This is a genomic window from Hyunsoonleella jejuensis (assembly GCF_900111025.1).
GTDB classification, from domain to species: Bacteria; Bacteroidota; Bacteroidia; order Flavobacteriales; family Flavobacteriaceae; genus Jejuia; species Jejuia jejuensis.
Genome location: NZ_FOFN01000002.1, coordinates 438,329 through 460,191, shown reverse-complemented (window position 1 = coordinate 460,191; position 21,863 = coordinate 438,329). Strand labels below are relative to the sequence as shown.

The 21,863-nt window shown below is 33.9% G+C and carries 19 protein-coding genes; 10 read left to right on the top strand and 9 right to left on the bottom strand.

What is annotated here, in order from left to right; genetic code table 11:
* Positions 1 to 4: 4 nt before the first annotated feature.
* The gene (locus BMY39_RS08740; RefSeq protein WP_092578661.1) at positions 5 to 769 is read right to left on the bottom strand and encodes a DUF3108 domain-containing protein; all 765 of its coding nucleotides are present in this window, start codon (positions 767 to 769) and stop codon (positions 5 to 7) included.
* A 182-nt stretch (positions 770 to 951) separates the two neighbouring features.
* Between BMY39_RS08740 and BMY39_RS08735 the strand changes: the two genes are divergently transcribed.
* The 8 genes from BMY39_RS08735 to BMY39_RS08700 all read left to right on the top strand — a co-directional run bounded on the left by BMY39_RS08735 (position 952) and on the right by BMY39_RS08700 (position 7,799).
* On the top strand, positions 952 to 1,797 hold the full coding sequence (locus tag BMY39_RS08735; RefSeq protein ID WP_092578660.1) for a universal stress protein: 846 nt from the start codon (positions 952 to 954) through the stop codon (positions 1,795 to 1,797).
* 17 nt (positions 1,798 to 1,814) lie between these two features.
* A complete protein-coding gene (locus tag BMY39_RS08730) occupies positions 1,815 to 2,270 on the top strand; it encodes a hypothetical protein (protein ID WP_092578658.1) in 456 nt (151 codons plus the stop codon).
* Positions 2,271 to 2,360: 90 nt separating this feature from the next.
* Positions 2,361 to 2,702: a DUF4870 domain-containing protein gene (locus BMY39_RS08725; protein WP_092578655.1), complete on the top strand. Its 342-nt coding sequence runs from the start codon at positions 2,361 to 2,363 to the stop codon at positions 2,700 to 2,702.
* Positions 2,703 to 2,958: 256 nt separating this feature from the next.
* Positions 2,959 to 3,996 (top strand): glutathione synthase, encoded by a 1,038-nt coding sequence (gene gshB, locus BMY39_RS08720; RefSeq protein ID WP_092579191.1) that lies wholly within the window; start codon positions 2,959 to 2,961, stop codon positions 3,994 to 3,996.
* 107 nt (positions 3,997 to 4,103) lie between these two features.
* On the top strand, positions 4,104 to 5,258 hold the full coding sequence (locus tag BMY39_RS08715) for a sulfurtransferase (protein WP_092578653.1): 1,155 nt from the start codon (positions 4,104 to 4,106) through the stop codon (positions 5,256 to 5,258).
* Entirely contained in the window at positions 5,251 to 5,763 is a 513-nt protein-coding gene (locus tag BMY39_RS08710) for a hypothetical protein (protein WP_092578651.1), read from the top strand. Before BMY39_RS08715 ends, BMY39_RS08710 begins: the two co-directional genes overlap by 8 nt.
* A 42-nt stretch (positions 5,764 to 5,805) precedes the next feature.
* Entirely contained in the window at positions 5,806 to 6,636 is an 831-nt protein-coding gene (locus BMY39_RS08705; protein WP_092578649.1) for an N-formylglutamate amidohydrolase, read from the top strand.
* A gap of 2 nt (positions 6,637 to 6,638) precedes the next feature.
* Positions 6,639 to 7,799 carry a peptidase MATCAP family protein gene (locus tag BMY39_RS08700; RefSeq protein WP_245738220.1) on the top strand — a complete coding sequence of 387 codons (1,161 nt, stop codon included), beginning with the start codon at positions 6,639 to 6,641 and terminating at the stop codon, positions 7,797 to 7,799.
* Between the two features lies 1 nt (position 7,800).
* On the opposite strand, the gene BMY39_RS15080 is transcribed toward BMY39_RS08700, so the two are convergent.
* From BMY39_RS15080 to BMY39_RS08680, 5 genes are all read right to left on the bottom strand, one after another.
* Positions 7,801 to 7,974 (bottom strand): hypothetical protein, encoded by a 174-nt coding sequence (locus BMY39_RS15080; protein WP_177176574.1) that lies wholly within the window; start codon positions 7,972 to 7,974, stop codon positions 7,801 to 7,803.
* Between the two features lie 60 nt (positions 7,975 to 8,034).
* The gene (locus BMY39_RS08695; RefSeq protein WP_092578648.1) at positions 8,035 to 10,116 is read right to left on the bottom strand and encodes a DUF4139 domain-containing protein; all 2,082 of its coding nucleotides are present in this window, start codon (positions 10,114 to 10,116) and stop codon (positions 8,035 to 8,037) included.
* 112 nt (positions 10,117 to 10,228) lie between these two features.
* Positions 10,229 to 10,651: a hypothetical protein gene (locus tag BMY39_RS08690; protein ID WP_092578647.1), complete on the bottom strand. Its 423-nt coding sequence runs from the start codon at positions 10,649 to 10,651 to the stop codon at positions 10,229 to 10,231.
* Positions 10,652 to 10,721: 70 nt separating this feature from the next.
* On the bottom strand, positions 10,722 to 11,141 hold the full coding sequence (locus tag BMY39_RS08685) for a thiol-disulfide oxidoreductase DCC family protein (RefSeq protein WP_092578646.1): 420 nt from the start codon (positions 11,139 to 11,141) through the stop codon (positions 10,722 to 10,724).
* Positions 11,142 to 11,159: 18 nt separating this feature from the next.
* The gene (locus tag BMY39_RS08680; protein WP_092578645.1) at positions 11,160 to 13,058 is read right to left on the bottom strand and encodes a tetratricopeptide repeat protein; all 1,899 of its coding nucleotides are present in this window, start codon (positions 13,056 to 13,058) and stop codon (positions 11,160 to 11,162) included.
* Between the two features lie 308 nt (positions 13,059 to 13,366).
* On the opposite strand from BMY39_RS08680, the gene BMY39_RS08675 reads away from it, so the two are divergent.
* On the top strand, positions 13,367 to 14,908 hold the full coding sequence (locus tag BMY39_RS08675) for a thiol-activated cytolysin family protein (RefSeq protein ID WP_092578644.1): 1,542 nt from the start codon (positions 13,367 to 13,369) through the stop codon (positions 14,906 to 14,908).
* Positions 14,909 to 14,985: 77 nt separating this feature from the next.
* On the opposite strand, the gene BMY39_RS08670 is transcribed toward BMY39_RS08675, so the two are convergent.
* Both BMY39_RS08670 and BMY39_RS08665 read right to left on the bottom strand, forming a co-directional pair.
* Complete coding sequence (locus BMY39_RS08670) at positions 14,986 to 15,849, bottom strand: polysaccharide lyase family 7 protein (protein WP_092578642.1); 864 nt, start codon at positions 15,847 to 15,849, stop codon at positions 14,986 to 14,988.
* Between the two features lie 51 nt (positions 15,850 to 15,900).
* Entirely contained in the window at positions 15,901 to 18,069 is a 2,169-nt protein-coding gene (locus BMY39_RS08665; protein ID WP_092578640.1) for an endonuclease MutS2, read from the bottom strand.
* A gap of 168 nt (positions 18,070 to 18,237) precedes the next feature.
* Here BMY39_RS08665 and sppA point away from each other — a divergent pair, with 168 nt between their 5' ends.
* On the top strand, positions 18,238 to 20,001 hold the full coding sequence (gene sppA / locus BMY39_RS08660; RefSeq protein ID WP_092578638.1) for a signal peptide peptidase SppA: 1,764 nt from the start codon (positions 18,238 to 18,240) through the stop codon (positions 19,999 to 20,001).
* A 92-nt stretch (positions 20,002 to 20,093) separates the two neighbouring features.
* Here the strand turns inward: sppA and BMY39_RS08655 are convergent, their stop codons facing one another.
* Positions 20,094 to 21,737 carry an acyl-CoA carboxylase subunit beta gene (locus BMY39_RS08655; RefSeq protein WP_092578636.1) on the bottom strand — a complete coding sequence of 548 codons (1,644 nt, stop codon included), beginning with the start codon at positions 21,735 to 21,737 and terminating at the stop codon, positions 20,094 to 20,096.
* Positions 21,738 to 21,863 lie beyond the last annotated feature (126 nt).

Below are 21,863 nucleotides of genomic sequence, written 5' to 3'. Positions count from 1 at the left end.
ATTGTTAGTTTTTTAAACCAGTGGCAGACTTTATTTTTAGTTCGCCATTGCCCACAGGGATTTTGAATTTGCCGTAAACCATGATTTTGTTGGCATCGGCTGTTAGCCAAACTACATTATCTCTATTTCCTTTTAATACTCCCGATTCGTTGCTACCTACAGCAATTTTATAACATGTTTTACTACCAATTGCTGTACTTATGGTTTCCTTTCCAAGGTAGGTTATTTGTGCTTTTATTTCCTTTCTATCAAAAATTATAGTAAACGATGTTTTAGCATTTACCTTCATAGATTCAAAATCCAAGAGTCTTATTTTATATAAGGTTGATACAATATCTCTCGTTCCTGAATTTATTTTTACATCCTTTTTTTCAACCCAATCCTTTTTAGTTTGTACGGTTTTAACTGTATTTGTTTTATGGCTAAACGTATACTTAACATTTTTGGCATACCCACCTTCATTTATGTCGCGTTTATATAAATATGGCGTTAATGTTTTTGGATTAACGTAGCTTTCGTAAAGGTCTCTAATCTTAAAAAAATTATCCCATTTACTATAAGTTACTGCTTTACATTTTAAGTGCAACAGTGTTGCTTTAGATGTCTTAACATTACTGGTTTCTAAAGTAACTTGGGCAATATCGTTAAGTACACCAGACATGTTGTAAGATGCTGTATAAACCAATTTTTCACCTGCGGCTACAGCACTGTTTTGACCATATATAGAACACATGGCACACAAAAATAAAACAAGAAGAACACGATTCATTTAATTGGCTTTTTGTTATTAACGTAATGCTAAACATTTATTGTGCCGAAAATACAATGTCAGAGGGTTTTATGCTAATATTTTTTGGATTTCATTTAAAAAACGCTGACACACCTGATAAAAGTCATATGGTAAACCTTAAGTAGAACTTATATTTATATATCCTAATAAATCTATTGGTTATGAAAGCTGTTCTATTACCCACCGACTTCTCTAACAACTCAATAAATGCTATTAATTATGCCGTTGCATTATTAAAAGATAAACCGTGTAAATTTTATTTTCTGAATGTTCAAAAGGCTTCGTCGTTTTTATCAGATGATATGATGACCGTAAGTTCGTCGGCAACTGTTTATAAAACTTTAGTGTCTGCTGCAAAAACATCTATTGAAAATATCATTAACAAGATAAAGGCGGAACATGGTAATATGGAGCATCAGTATTTTTCAATTGTAGATTATGACAACTTTATTGATGCTATTCATCAAACAGTTGATAAATATGATATTGATTTAATTGTTATGGGTACTAAAGGAGCCTCAGGCCTGCAGAAAGTATTATTTGGTAGTAACACGGTACGTGTTATAAACCGTTGCAGCACACCTATTTTAACTATACCAGGAGAATGTAAGTACCAAGAACCTCGCAAAATTGCATTTACTGCACATCATATAGAACTTTACACCAAAGAAGCACTGGCAGCGTTGAACAGCATATTGAAAACCTATAAAGCAAAATTAACAATTTTACATCTGGCAGGACCTAATGTTGTTGCGCATAAACGGGTTGATAATATGGCGTTTTTTGATACTAGTTTTCCAGAAGCAGAACACGATTATATTGATGTGGTAGATAATGATATTGTAGACACCATTAGCAATTATATGAAGATGCAAAACTTTAATTTATTGGCAATGGTTAAAAAGCCACATTCTTTTTTAGAACGATTATTGCATACTTACACTGAAGAAAAAATGGCTTACAGTTTTGATTTACCATTTTTAGTACTTACCAATCCCGAATTATAATTTTAAAATAACATAAAATGAAACTAGTTGTAATAGTTTGCACGTTCTTTTTAGCCTTTAGCTGCAATACCGAGAAAAAACAACGCTATGAGATAGCATCAAAACCAGCTGTAAAAATAGAACAAACTCATCCTGGTAAAAAACTGATGAAGGTACACTGTTATATTTGTCATGATGCAACCACTGCCGAAGATAAAAGACTTGCACCTCCAATGGAGGCTGTTAAAAGACGTTATGCAATGGAAAGTGATACAAAAGAACAATTTATATCTAATATTAAAAACTTCATAAAGCACCCAACTAAAGATAATGCCATAATGTTTGGGGCAGTTTCGCGATTCGGAGTGATGTCTAAAATGGCATATCCTGAATCTGTGATTGAAAAAATAGGTGATTATATGTATGATAACGAATTGGAAAAACCAGATTGGTTTGAAGCGCATTATCAAAAAAACCATGGAAAACAGAAATAAGAATAACTACAATCATTTTTTATTAAAAATCTGTAACATTTAGCTTTATGATGCGTCGTATATGTATCAATCAATCATTACAATACCATCATGAAAAGACAAGACAATCAATTAATAGTTATAACCCATTTAGCTCAACTTATATCGTTGGTTATAGGTTTTGGCAGCTTAATTGTTCCGCTAATTCTATGGGCAACCCAAAAAGAAAAAGTATATCAAATGGACGAACATGGTAAAAACATCATTAATTTTCAGTTAAGCTTAATAGTTTACTGTTTATTATGTATCCCATTAATCTTGTTGTTTGGTTTGGGTATTGTTGGTTTAATAGTGTTAGGAATTATCTCGATAATATTCCCCATTGTAAATGCTATAAGGGCTAACAAAGGAGAAACCCCAAAATACCCTTTATCTCTTAATTTTATTAGTTAGTTAGAATACTTTTGAGATAAACAAAATGCCCACTGTAAAGTGGGCGTTTTAGATTGTATTCTTCTGTTTCCACCTTGAAAACGTTTACTAACGCTGTTGCCGTTAACTGTAACATCATCGAATTTACGTTGAGTACTTGTTATCTAGACTGCGCTTAGTACGGCAAAACCCTTTTGTTAACGCAAAAAAGAAATCTAAAGAGTTTTGTGGGTGTTCTAAAAATCCTTTAAATTTAGGTCAAACCAAAAAACAGAAAATGAATATTTGTTTTATAATGTATCCATGGAAGGATATTGACCCTGAAAATGATACTACGCTTGCATTAATTAAAGAATGTGTAAAGCGTAATCACGGTGTTGCCATGTGTATCCCAGAGGATTTAACGATTCGAAATAGCGTAACAACTGCAAATTGTAAAGTAATTAACCGAATGGAAAAAACGCCATCATCCTTAAAGTCGTTTTACAATAAAGCAGAAATAAGAGAGGAAATGTTGCCGCTTGCGGGTTTTGATGTCATATTTTTTAGGGCTAACCCGCCTCTAGACCCTATTATGTTAAACTTTTTAGATTCTGTAAAGGATGATGTGTTTATTATGAATTCTTTGGAGGGCATGCGAGAAGCTAATAATAAATTGTATACGGCTGCTTTTGGCGATGCGCATAGTAACATAATTCCGGCTACTCATGTATCGAAAAGCAAACGTTATTTAATAAAGCAGATTAAAGAATCTAAAGCAGATAAAATGATTTTGAAACCACTAAATGGTTTTGGTGGTTCTGGTGTTATCCTTATTGAAAAATCGGCTATGAGTAATATTAATTCGTTACTCGATTTCTATATAACTAATAGTGATGGCACGTCCAGTTATGTGATTCTGCAAGATTATATTGAAGGCGCAGATCAGGGCGATGTGCGCATTTTACTTTTAAACGGAGAACCTGTTGGTGCCATGAAACGTGTTCCAGGAAATGACGACCACCGTTCTAACGTATCTGCAGGTGGCAGTGTGGAAAGACATTCCTTAACTAAAGAAGAAAAGGCGCTCTGTAAGCAAATTGGGCCTAAATTAGTAAACGATGGCCTTTATTTTGTAGGGATTGACGTGATTGGTGGAAAGCTGGTTGAGGTTAATGTAATGTCTCCCGGTGGTATTACATATATTAATAAAGTGTACAAATTAAAAACTAAAATAGAGGAGAAGGTGATTGACTTTTTAGAAATGAAAGTGGTTGACAAACTTCAGGCTTTTGATAGACGTACGCGACTGCGTAAGGCAGTTGAAGATGCTTAATTCAGCTATCAGTCTCAGTTTTCAGTACATCATTATTTTTATATGTCGAAGTGAGGCATGATTGAGACATCTCATAATTTAGCTTTAAGATTACCAGTTTACGCATTATGAACATCACACTAACATCGCCGCTAGTTTCCGCTAAATGGCTTCATGAACATTTAGAAGCCGAAAATCTAATTGTATTAGATGGCACTATTGCCAAAACTTTTGATGCAATGTTGTTACAAATTCCTAAGGCACGCTTTTTCGATATCAAGCACAAATTTAGTGATACGTCTAATACGTTTCCTAGTGCTTTTCCTTCGGAAATTCAATTTCAAAAAGAAGCTCAGAATTTAGGTATTAATAATGATAGCGCTATTGTGGTTTACGATGATAAAGGCATTTACTCTAGTGCTAGGGTGTGGTGGTTGTTTAAAGCATTTGGGTGTAATAATGTAGCTGTTTTGGATGGTGGATTTCCTGAATGGCAGAAACATAATTTCCCAACCGAATATATGAGCGCGTATAATGGTGAAAAAGGAGATTTTACAGCCAGATTACAACCAAATTATATGTTGTTTTTTGATGATATTCAAAAAGCTTCAAAATTAAAGACACATAAAATAATAGATGCGCGTTCTTCGGCCAGATTCAATTGTGAAGTCTCGGAACCTAGAGCAGATTTAAGGCGAGGTACCATTCCAAATTCTGTAAATTTACCGTTTACCGATTTACTTGAAAATGGAACATTTAAATCAAAAAAAGAAATTGCCAAAGCGTTTTATATGCTAGCAGAACAAGATGATCCGTTGGTGTTTTCTTGTGGTTCAGGAATTACTGCCTGTGTATTAGCATTGGGTGCAGAAATTTCAGGGTATACTAACATTTCAGTATACGATGGCTCGTGGACAGAATATGGAACTTTAACTTCAGGAGATATGCAACAACCTAAAACATGGACGAAAGATGAATTATTGGCTTACATTCTTATGTATGTGTCACATTCAGATTTAAATGAATCCAAAGAAGAGAAAGATTATATTTTAAGTCGTGTAAACAAGGATGTATTTAACCGCGTTTACCCAAAATTTGAAAAGGATAATGATTACCAAAACATTCAAAATATCATAGAAGCTGTTGAAGCTCATGATTACTTTAGAAACGATTTAGCGGATTTATTTGCAGATATAAAATTGATGGCTTTTGCTGATGGCGATTTTGCTGAAATGGAAAAAGCCGTGTATTCAAATTTGAAACGCATTTTAAAGGATGGTTAAGTTTTTTAAGGGTGTTTTTCCATCGTTTTTCATCAAAATCGGAGTGATTTTTTTTGTTAGTTGTGCTCCCTACGCTTTAAAGCAAAATAGAAGTAAACAATGTGTGAAAAATTATGAGAATGATTTTGCATACATAAAAGAAGTTGATTTTAAAATTATTTCTGGAAGAGATACTATCATTTGTACTGAAGTTAGGTATCAATGTTGCGCGAGTGCTTTGTACACAAGAACAATAATGAATGATAAATATGGAAAGTATCATAGGTCTTTAATATTCGAAGATTCTAGTGTAGAATTACTGATTTGGGAAAACATCAATTTGCTTAGTAATAATAAAAGATATAGTGTAGCTGCATTTGGCGCAGAAAATACCATTGATGATATTTTTTGTTCTGTAATGGTATTTGATAAAAATGGTGAAGATGTTTTGAAATATGACTCTGAAGAAAAACAGGAAATAATTAACTTTTTTGCTCAGAACATAAGAAAGGAGGGTAAGAAATAGTAATGGTTTACTCAATATAATTGATAAGCAATAAAAGAAAATATGGAAAGGTTTACAATAGAAGAAATTATAGATAATATATGTAATTTAAAAACCTTTGAAGCCGTGTCATCAGATTATTCGTTTACCATAAAAATTGACGAATATGTGCCATATGCCTGTGCAGCGATTCACGACGGACATCAATTTAGAAAAGAGCTATGGGATAATTGTATTCATACCGAATACGAGCGTTGGTACGAAGAAGATCCAGAAACAAAAGCCATGGTGCAAAACCATCCTATTGTAATTTCCGGTTGCGATTCCCGTTTTGAATACGATTTAAACCGAGCGCCCGAAGATGCTGTTTTTGAAACCGCTTGGGGAAAGCAATTGTGGCACAAACCGCTTTCCGAAGAAATGAAAGCAAAAAGTTTAAACAAACATGCAAATTTTTATAAAGTGGTGCATGCTCTCATAAGTACTTTAGAGCAAAAATTTGGCTTTTGTACGGTTTACGATATGCATAGTTACAATTGGAAGCGTTGGGATAGGGAAGTGCCAACATGGAATTTAGGAACAAGCAATGTGGACAATGAGCGATTTGGAAGTGTTATTGAAGATTGGCGACAAAGTTTATCTGAAATAGAGTTGCCGTATGGTATTAAATCAACTTCAAAAATCAATGATACGTTTCAGGGCAATGGTTATTTTCTCAAATACATTACCAAAACCTTTAAAAATACCTTAGTTTTGGCAACCGAAATTGCAAAGGTATATTGCGATGAATACGAGCAAGTTATATTTCCAGAAGTCGTTACAACTGTGGAGGAAGCCTTAAAAACTCGCATCCCAAAGCATGCTGAAGCGGTTTATAACATATTTAAAGGGTGAAAATGATGGTTGACAATAGTACAAGTACAAAAACACTATTAGAAATAGATAAAAACATTGATATGCTCGTGAAGCAAATCGAGTTGTTGAGCTATGTGAACCCTACGAATATAGAAGAAGAAAAAGAGCGTTTTTTTGCGTCTAAATACTTAACCGATCCTGTTTTTAAATATCCCAACATTAATTTCGATAAGTTTAAACTTCACAGAAAGTTGTTTACACAACCACTGGAATGTATTGAGGATACTGAAATTAGGGATTTGTACGAAGATATTATTTATTTCTACTCAGGTTTAATCCAGTGCATTGAAAATATTGGTAATGGCAAGGATTTTTACTTTAATAGTTTGCACTGTTTTGGTACACCAACAGAAAACGATGTGGAAAATGCAAAGTTTATTTTGCATTTTGAAGACGAGAATAGGGAAGTAGCACAGTTCCAACCAAAATATAGCGCTGAGGCATCTGAGGTGTTTTTTAAAGAATTTTCCAAAAAATACGATTTTAGTTATCATATAGAGTATTCCGATAAAATTTCGGCCATTGCTATGGTGCTTAATAACATTAAAACTCTAGTGCTAAACACCAATCATACCTATTCGGACAATGAAATTGCTGTATTAACCAATCATGAAATTGGGGTGCATATGGTGACCACTATGAATGGTTTGCTGCATCCGTTGAAAATATTTTCTCATGGCTTTCCAAATAACGAAGAAACACAAGAAGGGCTAGCGGTGTTTTCAGAATATATGAGTAATAATTTAACCATTACCCGATTAAAGGAACTCGCATACCGCGTTATTGCTGTGGATAGTTTAGCAAAAGGCTATCCCTTCTCTAGAACTTTTAGGATGTTGCATAATAATTATGATTTAGACAGGGAAAGCGCATTTTACATTACGCTTAGGGCGCACCGTGGCGGAGGCTTTACCAAAGATTATTTGTACTTATCCGGACTTAAAAAAATCTATGATTATTACCATTCTGGAAAGGATTTAAGTTTGTTGCTTACCGGAAAAGTGTCTTTAGATTATGCAGATGAAATTCAATCTTTAATTGATAAAGGGTTTGCAGTTGCGCCAAAACACATTACAGACGCTTTTGCAGAAAATAAAAACACGAATAGAAAGGTAGATTTTATTTTACGGAGTTTAAAGTAGGTTAACCTTTGTTTTGCTTTCTCTGTTCATTAAATCGACTTTCAATTCTGGTTACAGGATCTTTTTTCTTACCAAAACGTTTATGATATGGAAGAGGTCCATCATACAGGGTATCCACGTCGTCCAACATAATATCTCTAAACCAGTTGTTCAGTTTTTTTAGAAAAGTGAGCATTGAAGAATGTTATAAGTTCTAATTCTAAAATACTCACTTTTAAATAATTTGTAATCGTTTTTATAAATTAATCTTTCTAAACTTAGGATATTTTACAGTATAGCCAAATTTATAAGTATTAGAATTACCTGAGTTAATCTTAGTTTTCCACTTTAAAATACCTTTCTTAGAATTATAATCAGAATTTCCAGAATCAATATCATCTACTTTAATGTCTTTATTTTGGCTTACAGGAATTCTATCTACTATCACCACATCAACTGGAGACGTTTTATTGTTTTTTATTTCAATCTTATAAGATTTCTCTACTATTCTATTATTTCCAATAAAATTAGTTTTCTTAAAGTCGTTCACCGATTTTCTGGTAACTATAACATTGGGATCAATACCTAAAGACACCGTTAAGCTATCTGTATTGGCATATGGGTTAATGGCAGTAACACCAGAATAGCTGTCTTCAAAATAAATATTGGCTTCACCCGGTAATAAGTTTAGTTTTTGCCAATCTCCAATTTTTGCCGTAAGAAATACGTTTTCATTAATTACTGGTGCTGTAAAGTAGGTGAATGAAGCGGGTAACTCAAAATTATCAATTGCAATTACGGTAATATCACCATCAGATGCTATTGTGGCTAATTTTTGAATTTCAAAATTTGTATTTGTTATGCCTTCAGAAATAATATCACCATTAGAGGTGTAGCTTCCCTTTTTAGTAGTGATTATAATTACACCATTTGAGGCTCTGCTGCCATATATATTTGTAGCGTCGGAGTTTTTTAAAACATCTACATGTACAATCATATCTGGGTCAATCTTCTTAAAATCACCCGCACTACTTGGTGTCCCATCTATTACATACAATGGTTCTCCTTTAGATTTTATAGAGCCCACTCCTCTAATTTTTATATTAGATGAACTAGAAATACCTGCAACACTCCCAGAAATAGTATTGTAATTACTTGTGCCATAACCAACCACAACCACTTCATCTAGTTGTGAAACGTCTTCTTGTAAGCTTACATTTATAACGCTAGAATGGATAGGGATGGTTTCAGAACTATATCCAAGATAAGATACTTCTAATGCTTCCCCACCTTTAGCGTCTAATGAAAAATTACCATCAAAATCTGAAGTTGTTCCTATAGTTGTTCCTTTTATCAAAATATTGGCGCCAGGTAATGGCAAACCGCTTGCATCTGTAATAACACCAGTTATGTGTTTTACAAAAGGATTGTGCTTAAAGTCGTATCGTTTGGTGGCATTTTCAGATTTGTAATTACTATACCTGCTTACAAAGTTTAGATATTTGGTATCAATGTTTGGTTTTAAATTGTTTGTGTTAGGATCGTTTGTAGACAATGTAAGTTTTATATTGTCCCAACTTACACCAGTATTTTGGTAAACATGTGCTTTGTAGTTTAATTCAAGCGGTTTATTGATGTCTTTTGCCTTTAAATCATAAACTGGAAACCATCCAGACTTGGAGACGTTGTACTTTATTATCAAATTAAGCTGTTTAGTTGTATTTGATGACAGTTTCACTTTAATTTCTCCGGTTTGTATTTTGTCATCCACATTTAATTCTGCCAATTGGTTTTTAATATCTTGAATTTGCTTTTTGTAATCATTATTCTTTTTCAAAGATTGATGCATTAAACCTTTCAATTCAGTAATACGTTTTCTGTAATATGCTGCAAATTTCTTTAGTTTTTCTAAGTCAACAACTTGATTATCATTACCTAATCTTCTGTTTTCTTCAATAATTTTTATTTCTTGCTCATAACCTTCCATTAAATCTTGCTCTTTTCTGATGGAATCGTTTATGGCATCCATTTCATTTTGAAATTTTGTTACAGCATCCGTTTTGTCAAGTTTATTTATATGGTTAATGGCGTAATTTATAGACAGGATAGAAGCACCATTTAACCCAGAGATCTGAATGCTGTTTTCCTGAATATGTGGCGAAAGCTTAGTGAACGAAAATTCAGTTGTTCCCTGTGGCAAATTAATCTTTGAATGTCTTGTAACCTGAGCACCGTCCACAAAAACAGTCACTGCTTTTACTGAAGATTTAGTAGGATTTGTAGGGTTGGCAAAAATAAAAGAAGAGCTAAATACGAATAGGAAAAATAGATATTTCATGATTAGTTATTTAAAGTTTAGGTTAAAACTAATCAGCAAATAACTTTTATGAAAAGTAAAATGAGTGAACCCTATTTTTTAAGCGGTAGCACACTAGAATGAATGAGTGAAATTAAACATATATTGTTATTACACCATCAATAATTTCAAATACCTTGTTCTCGATTTGAAGGTTAATAAGTTCTCCAAAATCACAACAATCATTGGAGGTTGGAAGAGATGTATCAAATGAAATCAACAAATTAGTATCTGGTTCAATACTAATTTTAACGGTATCAGTATTGCTAGGTTTTTGTATGATTAGTATACCAGTGTTTTTATCAATATTGAAGTCTAAAGCAAGAGCAGATGAATTTTGAATTGAAATAGTTGCTTTATCAATCATATTTGATAATAAAAAGCTCTCTTTTGAAGCGTCATCAATCAAATTAACAATAATTCCTGCTTCTAAACAAGATACTGCTGAGCAATCAACTTCATTTTTATCACATGATAAAAGAAATGTAAATACAAGAATATAGATTAGTTTTTTCAAAAGAAATGTGTTTTCTAAAAGATGATGAAAACTAAAAAAGGTTGCGTATGAAAAGCAAGCGAAAAAACAACTACTCCAAAAACTTACGCTTTAGCTCGGGTGTAGGAATCATACAGGCATCTTTTTTACCATACCATCTGTAACGATTTTTAGCGACAAAATCGTAAACCCAATTGCTCATAAACGGTGGGATAATTAAAAAAACACTTAGCATATTTGTTGGAAAACCAAGTTTAGAAGCGACTTTTAAAGCAGCAGTACTTTTTGAAACAACACCTTCCTCGGGTGTATAAAGTAAAATAGAATCTACTTTAGACGTATCGATATTAAAATATTTGATAATTTTTTCTCCAGTTTCGCTTTGCAACGGAGCAAACATAAAACGGTTTTTTTTATCATGTTTTATTACAAACTGCACAGAGGTATTGCAAAGGTTACAAACACCATCAAAAAGTATTAACTGTTTATCCTTGGGTACACCAAAAGTCATGTTGCAAAGATACACCCTTTACAATTCACTTAAAAATTGGTTGAGGTCGGTTTCCTTGGTAAGGTTTAGCTTTTTCTTTAAACGGTATTTACTTTTTAAAACACTTTCTGGTAATACATTTAGCATAGAAGCGATTTCCTTTGTAGAGAGGTTCATACGTAAAAACGAAGCTAAACGCATTTCTTTTTCAGTGGCATCAGGATATATATCTTTTATTTTGTGGTCAAAGTTGTTGTGTACCTCAGAAAAGTAAGATTTAAAAACTTCCCAGTCTTTATCTTCAGCACTTTCCTTTTTCAGGAGCATTACAATACGCCTAAACTCTACTTTAAATAATTCAGGAGAACGTTTTATTTTTTCCAAATTATCTTTTAACTCTTGAATAAAGGTGTTTTTCTGAACCAAATGTAAGGTTTGTGATGCTAGTTCTTTTTTCTTAAATTCAATCTCCTGCTTATATATTTCCTCTTGTTTTTCACGTTCTATTTTATTTTTTTTCATGCGCTGTTTAAAGCTGAAATAGAGGAGTCCAGAAATAACAAAAAATGAAAACATACCAATGCCGTAAAGGGTTTTTGTTAGTTTATCGTTTTCTGCTTGAGCATTTAAAGTTTCTATTTCTTTCTTTTGAAGGGCGATTTCTGTCTCTTTTTGTTCGGTCTCATAAATAGCCTTTAATTCCTCTATTTGTTGGGTTTTTTTTGTAGTAAATAAGCTGTCGTTTATAGTTTGGTATAATTTTAAAAACTCAAGCGCATCATTATTTTTATTGAGACCTTCTAAAAACATTGAGCGGTTTTTATATAAATCTGCAAGATGCCTCATGGCACCTAATGACTTTGCAATATCAATTGCTTTGGCATTATGTTTTAGAGCTGAATCATAGTTTTTATTCCTGAAGTCAATTTTTGAAAGACTCACTAGAGCGTTAACCATTCCTAATTTTAAATTTGCTCTTTCGGCTATCTCTTTCGCTTCTATCAAAATAGGTGTTGCTTCTGTGTAGTTACCTTGTAAGCGCTTTATGTCTCCTAGGTTATGAAGAGCGTTGGTTATCCCAAGATTATCTTCTACCTTTTTTGCCTTTTCCACCGCTAAATTGAAGTAGTTTTCGGCAGATGTATAGTCGTTTATATTTTGATAAGAAATCCCGAGAGAATTATAGGTGTAAGCTGCATAAAACGTTTCTTCATAGCGTTCATAAATTTCTAAAGCTTCCTTAAAATATGTAATGGACGATTCGTGATTTTCTAAACCGCTTTCTATGTCGCCAATTTGTTTCAGCGCATCTGCTTTTCTGGTTTCATGATTTATAGATTTAAAGGCTTCCAAGGCCTGAAATGCATAAATAAGTGCTGTTTTAAAATTTGCCTTTTCAATATAGATGTTAGCCAACGAAACGTATTGTGCTCCAAGAAATTTTGTTTTAGAATCTCCTTCCTTTTCATGGGTTTTTATAAGCTCAATATTTTCTTTGGTTATCGCAATAGCGTTATCTAAATTACCGTTACTACTTTCAATAGAAGACAAAGAGTGGTTAACAAAAATTAAACCTCGAGTACTATTAGCTGCTTTAAAATATGTTTTCGCTCTATCATAATAAAAATATGCCGAATCGTTTTCAGACCTGTTGGCAAAATAATCTGCAATATGAAGGTTGCCTACAGCAATTCCCTTGGTATAGTTAATTTTTTTTGAAATTGCTAATTCCTGTTGGGCGTACTTTTTAGCTTCCTCTGGTTCAGAAAACATAAGCTTTTCATGCAATCGTGTTAAAATCATCACCTTAACAGAATCGTCTTCTTTTCTATTGGTAAGTTCAGTTTTTAAGCTATCTATAAGTTTCGTGTTTTGGGAAAATGTAAATAGAGTAGTTAGACAAAAAGCGGAAATTAAGAATAAACGGTAATTTTTCATTGTCGTGTTAATTAGCTTTTGCTAAGTTAAATATTATATTACCTCATATTACAAGAGGCTACTTTTACTAAAAAGCGCTTGTCCATTGCTTGTCCATGTTTTTGATATTCTTTTGATTACTCGAAATAATTATAAAATATTGAAAATCAATAACTTAAATTTATTTATTTTAATTTTGAAATAGGCTTGTCCTGTTAAAAAAGGAGCTAAATTTACAGTGGTTGTCCCCTTTTTGTCCACCTAAAAAATTAGATTCTAGGTGTTTTCATAGTTAGTTTCGAAGTGTTGAATCAATAAAATATAACATTATGAAAACACAGCTATTAACAATTAAAACATTTTTTAAAGCAATACCTATGGTCGCTTTAATTGCAATTTTTGGGTGCAGTACCGAAGAAACTACATCAGGTCCAGCAGTTAATCCAGAGGCAACTGAAATTTCTGATCTAATATCTAGTTTAAGTTACGACGCAAGTGCAATGCTAAATGTTAAAAATACTGGAGGTGCACCCAAAGAACGCACGGTTACAAACACTAAGAACACACAAACTACACCAAGCATGGGCAGTTACGACGAATGTGAAGAAAAGTTCTATACATTAGAGGCCAACTTTGATGATGTGGCCATATTACGGCCAACAAATGGTATTATTTGGCCGGGGGCATTGGTTTATGGAAATAAAGATATGTTGGACGGTATGCCCAACCCGATAACTTTAGACAGGTCTCCTGTAACATTGCGTATTGATTTACCAGGAATAGGCGCACAAGGGACTTTGGTAGTCGAGAATCCACGAAACTCCAATATACAGACCAGTATAGATAAAGCGCTAGAGTGGTGGAATGCTAATGCCTACGAAGAAGGCTATGTAAATGCATCTAATTCCAGCTATCAGGCCAATACATCTTATTCTTCAAAACAATTAAGTTTAGATGTAGGTTTAAATGTAGAATGGGCTAATGGTTCGGTAGCTTCACAATTGGAGTACGAATCTAGTACTACAAAACGTGTTGCTGCAATGGTTTACAAACAGGTATTTTATACTGTAACTATGGATACTCCAAAAACACCTGCAAGCGTATTTGGTGCAGATGTAACGTTTAGTGAAGTGGATGCCGCTATCGGTTCAGATACGCCTCCAGCTTACATCAATTCCGTTTCTTACGGACGCATTATTATGTTTAGAATGGAAACTACTGATATGAGAAAATCCATCGATTTAGATTTGGTACTGGAATATGCTACAGGAGCGGCAAATGGCTCGGGAAGTGTAAATTCAGAATATGATGAAGTACTTAAAAAATCAAGTATCACTGTTGTAACTATAGGGGGAAATGCTGAAGTTGCTTCAGAAGCAGTAAATGCCGATGGTTTTGCCTCTTTAAAACACATCATTACTGGTGAAAACGCAGTTTATAGCAGAAACAATCCGGGCGTTCCGATTGCATATACAGTTAGATATTTAAAGGATAACACTTTTGCTAAAATGGGTTATACAACCGATTATAAAATTAAAGATTGCAGTACAAAAGCTTTTTCGCATGCCAATGCATTTTTAGATAATAATATTGGTCAAGATGTTCGTTTTCGTTTTAAGTATAAAAAACAGGGGTCAAACGCTATAGATTATACCAATTGGCAAAAGGTAAAGAAAAACGATGCCCCACCTGCCATAAGACCTCCAAGTGGCGCACATGATGTAAAGGTGCAATTTGAGGTTTGGGATATAACGTGGAAACATATGGGGGAGTTTAATGAAGGGTATTTGTACAGCGATAAAAAATTTGAAGCATATTGTTCCAAGAGATTTGCAGGTATTTGCACGGAGGTTTCAGTAAGGCGAGATTAAATTTATAGTTAATTTGCATAGTTAATACAGTCGGTGCCTAAAGTTGTGATTCAACAGCTTGGTGCTGGCTGTTATTTTTAATTATGTTCTGTTTTTACTTTATACAACGTTACCTGTGCTGCTTTCTCGTAGTCGTCATGCCATCCAAAATAATTACCCGTCTTAAAGTAGTTTTCGTGTATATAACCATTACCAACATAATCATATACCAAAGTATAATCTATATTTATACTCTTTGCTTCACAAACTAACCCATAGTAAAATTTACCATTTTCAATTTTTATTTTGAAGGTGAAAATGTCGTTACCAACTTCTGCGATGTTAATTTTATCATCAAAAGCACTAGTCCATGGTTTTCCAGAATCTGGTTTGGTATAGTAATCTATTTGTATGGTGCCGCTATTCCATCTAATTTTAACGGTGGCCGGATTACCTGAAATGCCAGCAGATTCTTTACCATGAATTTGCGCTACAATAGTTTTACCGTTACCTTCAACATAATCTACTTTTAACGTAGTTTCTAGGATATGAGTGCCAGTAGCCATTGACCAATTATCAGCTGTAGATTGTACGCCTCTCCAAAATTCACGTAATTCGGTACGGCAGTACTTATCGCCTAACGGAGACAGACCAGATGTAGTAAATCCAGTAAATTTGGTGTACATGGTGTAGCTATCATCGTTGTTTTTATAAAAGTATTTTGAGGCTTGCTCACTTAAATTATCTTTTACAATGTCTTGGTAAAAAATAGATGTAGCGCTACCATCACCTCTATTTAGAGGCACCGATAAATACCAATTTTGCCACTTTATGTTGGGAACTTCTTCCGGAGTTTCTTCCTCTTCTATTTCCTCTTCAATAATAGGGGTGTCTGAATTAGAACTACAATTGGAAAAAAGAATAAAACAACTTATGAATATTATAAGGCAACTTTTTTTCATTCTATTTTTTTATAAATATAGCTAAAAATTGGTTAACCAATTTGTCCTAAGTTACTTTTTTGCCTCAACAAGTTCCAGTAAATCTAGTGACACATTAGTTGTAAACATACCATAATTCACATTGGCCTTGTTTTTTTCAATGCTATCAATACTACCAATGGCTCTACCATCATGCATGCGTACACGATCGCCAACTTTAAGAATAGGTTTTGGTGGTTCTGGTTTTTCTTTTTCCTTTTGTTTAGCAGCTTTCTTTTTTTGGCGAATTACATTTACCTTCTTTTCAGCCTCTTGTTTTACCTGTTGCTCTTTTGCCTTTTGTGCACGCTTCTGTTTAGCCGAAACCTTTTTACGCTTAGAATTTTCAATTTGCACCAATTTAAATAGTTCTGCCATCAACTCACGCTTTTTATGGTTTTCGAAGTATTTTTCGGCAATATCATTTACTTTTTGTCCTAAGTAAATTAAGCGTTGATTACTATCGTATAACTCTTGATAGCTTTCCAATTTTTTTTGAACTTTAGCATTAATTTCTTCTAGCTTATCGGCTTCCTCGCTTTTCTTTTTTTCGTTTAGCTTTAAGGATTGCCCTGTTTTTTCCAGTCGAGAGCGTTCCTTTTGAAGTTTCGCAATTGTGGCATCAAAACGAATTTTACTACGTTCAATTTTCTTCTTGGCTCGATTAATTAATGAATACGGAATACCATTTTTCTGTGCCACTTCAAATGTAAAACTACTACCAGCTTGTCCAACTACCAATTTAAACATAGGTTCTAGCGAACGCTCGTTAAATAGCATGTTTGCGTTTATCATATATGGTAATTCGGTAGCAAGAATCTTAAGGTTAGAATAGTGCGTTGTGATGATACCAAAAGCTTCCCGATGGTAAAATTCTTCTAAAAAAGTTTCGGCAAGAGCGCCACCAAGTTCAGGATCACTTCCTGTACCAAATTCATCAATTAAAAAGAGGGTGTTTTTGTTACACTTCCTAAGGAAATAGTTCATCTGCTTCAAGCGGTAGCTATATGTGCTCAAATGGTTTTCAATGGACTGGTTGTCGCCAATATCGCTTAAAATTCTGTCGAATAAACAAACAGTACTGCGCTCGTGCACAGGAATTAACATGCCACTTTGTAGCATAACTTGCAATAGTCCTACAGTTTTTAAGGTGATACTTTTTCCTCCAGCATTTGGGCCAGAAATTACAATAATTCTACTGTCTTCTTTTAAAGAAAGAGTTTGCGGAAACGTTTTTTCCTTCTTTTCTAAATTATTTAAATAGAGTAGTGGGTGGTACGCATCACGGAGATACATACTTTTATCTTCAGAAATTTCGGGAAGAATGGCATTCATCGATTTGGCATACTTCGCTTTTGCTGAAATCACATCAATATCAATCAAAAATGATTGATAGTCTTTAAGAAGTGGTAAAAACGGGCGCATAAAATCGGTGACTTCTTTTAAAATCCTTACAACCTCTTCTTTCTCTTCATACTCTAAATTATTGAGTTCTCTTGTGTATTGTAATGTTGTTTCAGGTTCAATATAAACAATGCTTCCTGTTTTGCTACCGCCCATAATAGCGCCCTTTACCTTACGGCGATACATGGCCTTTACTGCCAGCACTCTGCGGTTTTCAACTACTGATTCTCGAATGTCATCTAAATACTCAAGGTTGTGATACGTATTTAATGCCGAGGCAAAACTTTGGTTAATCTTGCCTTTTACCTTATTTAGAGATTTTCGTAATTCGTATAAAGTGTCGGATGCATTATCCTTTATATCACCAAACCTATCAACTATAGCATCTACTTTTTCAATTACAACTTTAGTAACCTCAATATGAGCCGCAAATGCATTCAGATTTGGATAATATTCTTCAAACTTTTTTAAAAACGTAACGATGCTATTCACGGTTAAAGACATTGCAACTATTTTCTTCAATCCATGAACTTCTAGAAAAGTATTTTCAATATTTAAAAGCTGAATTTCTTTTGAAATAGTATCAAACCCATGGTTAGGTATGCGATTATCATTGTAAAAAGACGATACATATTCATTGGTGAGATGAAGCGCAAACTGCAAATCTTCCTTTGTTTTTAAAGGAGAAATTTTTAAAGCAGATTGGTTTCCAAGAGGCGTAATGCACAACTCGCTAATCTGCTGTAGCACCGTTGGGAATTCTAAATCTTGTAATGTTTTTTCGTGAATGTGTATCATTCTTTTTTTAATGCAATTCTTTTTCTAAGATTGCAAAGTTAAGTAATCTGCTGTATTAACATTATTTAAAGAATCGTTAGATTTGCCAAAAATGCTAAAGCTGAGTTAAAAAGTAAATATGTTGTAACAATTTTACTTTTTTCAGACTAACGAATAAAATAGAAAATAATGAATTTTATAAAAAGAGTATTATCAACAGTTATTGGGATTTTTGTGTTTTTGGGCCTATGTTTCTTCGGGTTAATCATCATAGGTGCTTTGTTTGGAGGGTCTTCAGAGGACGTGGTACAAGTAAAGTCTAACTCTATTTTAGATTTAAAGCTGGATTTCCCCATACAGGACTATGCAGGTAAAACCATTTATAAAGAATACCCATTTTTAAATGAAGATGACAAAAATGGCTTGTTCAATTTGGTGGATGCTATAGAATATGCTAAAACGGATGATAAAATAAAGGGTATTTCAATAGAAAATAATTTTATCATGGCAGGTATTACCCAAACCAAAACCTTACGCGATGCCTTATTGGATTTTAAAGCATCAGGGAAATTTATTGTCGCGTATGCCGACATCTACACCCAAAAAGATTATTACTTAAGTTCGGTTGCCGATACGGTATATATCAACCCCGTTGGAATGATGGAATTTAAAGGCTTATATACAGAACGCTTGTATTTTAAAGATTTTCAGGAAAAATCTGGTATAAAAATGGAAGTGGTACGCCATGGAAAATATAAAAGTGCGGTTGAGCCATTTCTAGAAAATGAAATGAGTGACAATAATCGTGAGCAGATTTCAGTATATCTAAACGGCCTTTGGTCTGAGATTAAAAAAGAAGTTTCAGAAGCTAGAAATATTCCAGTGGAACAATTAGACGTAATTGCAGATAGCTTATTGGCAAGAACACCAGTACTGGCAGTAAAATCTAATTTAGTCGATAAAATTGCCTATTACGATGAATACGTAAATGATTTAAAAGATGCTGTAGGTATTGCCCAAGATAAAAAACTGAATTATGTATCTGTTGAAGATTATGCAAAATATGTAGCGCCTAAGTTAAGAACTAAATCTAACCAAAATAGAATTGCTGTAATTTATGCCGAAGGCGATATTATGTATGGTGAGGGGAGAAAAGGTATTGTAGGTCATGTTACAATCAACGAATCTATTAAAAAGGCTAGAGACGATGATAAGGTGAAAGCTATAATTTTACGTGTAAATTCCCCTGGTGGAAGTGCATTGGCAAGCGAATTGATTTGGCGTGAAATTGAGTTAACTAAAACAATAAAACCCGTTATTGTTTCTATGGGTGACGTGGCAGCATCTGGTGGATATTACATAGCAACAAATGCGGATAAAGTTTTTGCTGAACCTACAACAATTACAGGGAGTATAGGTGTGTTTGGAACTTTGCCAAACTTTAAAAACCTTGCTGATAATATGGGTATAAACGCTGAACAAGTAGTAACCAATACCAATGCAGTAACCTATAGTATTTTTGAACCTTTAAGTGAAAACCAACACAAGTACATAAAAGAAGGTGTTATTGATGTATACAGCCTGTTTACAAAACGTGTTGCCGAAGGACGAAATTTAACCGCTGAACAAGTTGAGGAAATAGCTCAAGGTCGTGTTTGGACTGGAAATGATGCGTTAGAGAGAGGTTTGGTAGACGAATTAGGCGGTTTAGATTTGGCACTTAAATATGCTGCTGAGGCTGCTGAGATTGAAGATTACAACATTCGAGAATACCCAATATTTGAAAGAAATCTTGACGAGATGTTAGAAACCTTTGGACTAGCAAAAGCAAAAGAGCAAATTTTAGCTGAAGAACTCGGAGAAGAAAACTATAAACTCATTAAAGAGGTAAAACGTTTGTCCCAGAAAAAAGGTGTACAGTTGTTGTTTCCTTTTAGTACGGAGATAAAATAAGAAATTCCTGCGAAAGTAGTAATCTCAAAATAAACCAAAGGAGGCTTTCATGGAGGAAGCCTCTTTTTTGTAGTAAGTTCGTTTTAAAAATATTAAACTTGCAAAACCCCCAAATTAAAGGGTTTTTCTATAGGGGCATGATTAGCAGCCTCAATACCCATAGAAATCCAAGTTCTTGTGTCTAAGGGATTAATTACAGCATCTGTCCAAATTCTTGCAGCAGCGTAATAAGGAGAAACTTGATTATCATAGCGGTCTTTTATTTTATTGAATAGTGCTTCTTCTTTTTCAGGAGTAATTTTTTCACCTTGTTTTTCTAGTGATGCTTTTTCTATTTGCAATAAAACTTTTGCAGCGGAATTTCCACTCATTACAGCAAGTTCTGCACTAGGCCATGCGAAAATTAATCTTGGATCATAAGCTTTCCCACACATGGCGTAATTACCTGCACCATAACTATTCCCAATGATTACAGTGAATTTTGGCACCACCGAATTGCTAACGGCATTAACCATTTTAGCACCATCTTTAATAATACCAGAATGTTCACTTTTACTACCTACCATAAATCCTGTAACATCTTGGAGAAACACTAAAGGAATTTTCTTTTGATTACAATTGGCAATAAACCGTGTAGCTTTATCAGCGGAATCGTTGTATATCACACCACCAAACTGCATTTCAGTCGGTTTCGTTTTAGAGCCTGTGGTTTTTACAACCTGACGTTGATTTGCTACAATACCAACAGCCCAACCATCAATTCGCGCATAGCAAGTTATAATCGTTTGTCCGAAACCCGCTTTGTATTCTTGGTATTCTGAATTATCCACTAATCGTTTGATGATTTCATACATGTCGTATTGGTCCGCACGACTTTTTGGAAGAATACCAAAAATATCTTCAGGGTTTTCGGTTGGTTTTTTTGCTTCAATTCTATTAAATCCAGCCTTATCGTAATCACCTATTTTATCAACAATGTTTTTTATTTTATCTAAAGCATCTTTATCGTCTTTGGCCTTATAATCGGTAACACCAGAAATTTCACAGTGCGTTGTTGCGCCTCCTAAAGTTTCATTATCTATAGTTTCACCAATGGCCGCTTTTACTAAATAACTTCCTGCCAAAAATATACTCCCAGTTTTATCAACTATTAAAGCTTCATCGCTCATAATAGGAAGGTAGGCACCACCTGCAACACAACTTCCCATAACAGCAGCAATTTGGGTTATGCCCATACTACTCATTACTGCGTTGTTTCTAAATATGCGTCCAAAATGTTCCTTGTCAGGAAAAATTTCATCTTGCATGGGTAGATATACGCCTGCAGAATCTACCAAATAAATAATTGGCAATCGGTTTTCAATAGCTATTTCTTGTGCGCGAAGATTCTTTTTCCCTGTAATGGGGAACCAAGCACCAGCTTTAACAGTAGCGTCGTTAGCCACTACAATACATTGCTTGCCTTTAATGTAGCCAATTTTTACCACGACACCTCCTGAGGGACAACCACCATGTTCTGCATACATATCTTCTCCAGCAAACGCAGCGATTTCTATGGACTTGGCTTTAGCGTCCAATAAATAGTCAATACGCTCTCTAGCCGTAAGTTTGCCTTTGCTGTGTAGCTTTTCTATTCGTGATTTTCCGCCACCTAAACTTACTTTAGCTAAGCGTTTGTTAAGTTCAGAGACTAATAATTTATTATGATCTTCATTTTTATTGAAGTTGATATCCATAGGTGTTTTTATTTGTACACGAATTTACAAAACCAATTCCTGTATAAAAAGTGAATAATTTGTTAAAATATATAACATGGAAATATATTCCTTGGAATATAAAATTATAAATACTATCTTTGAAGT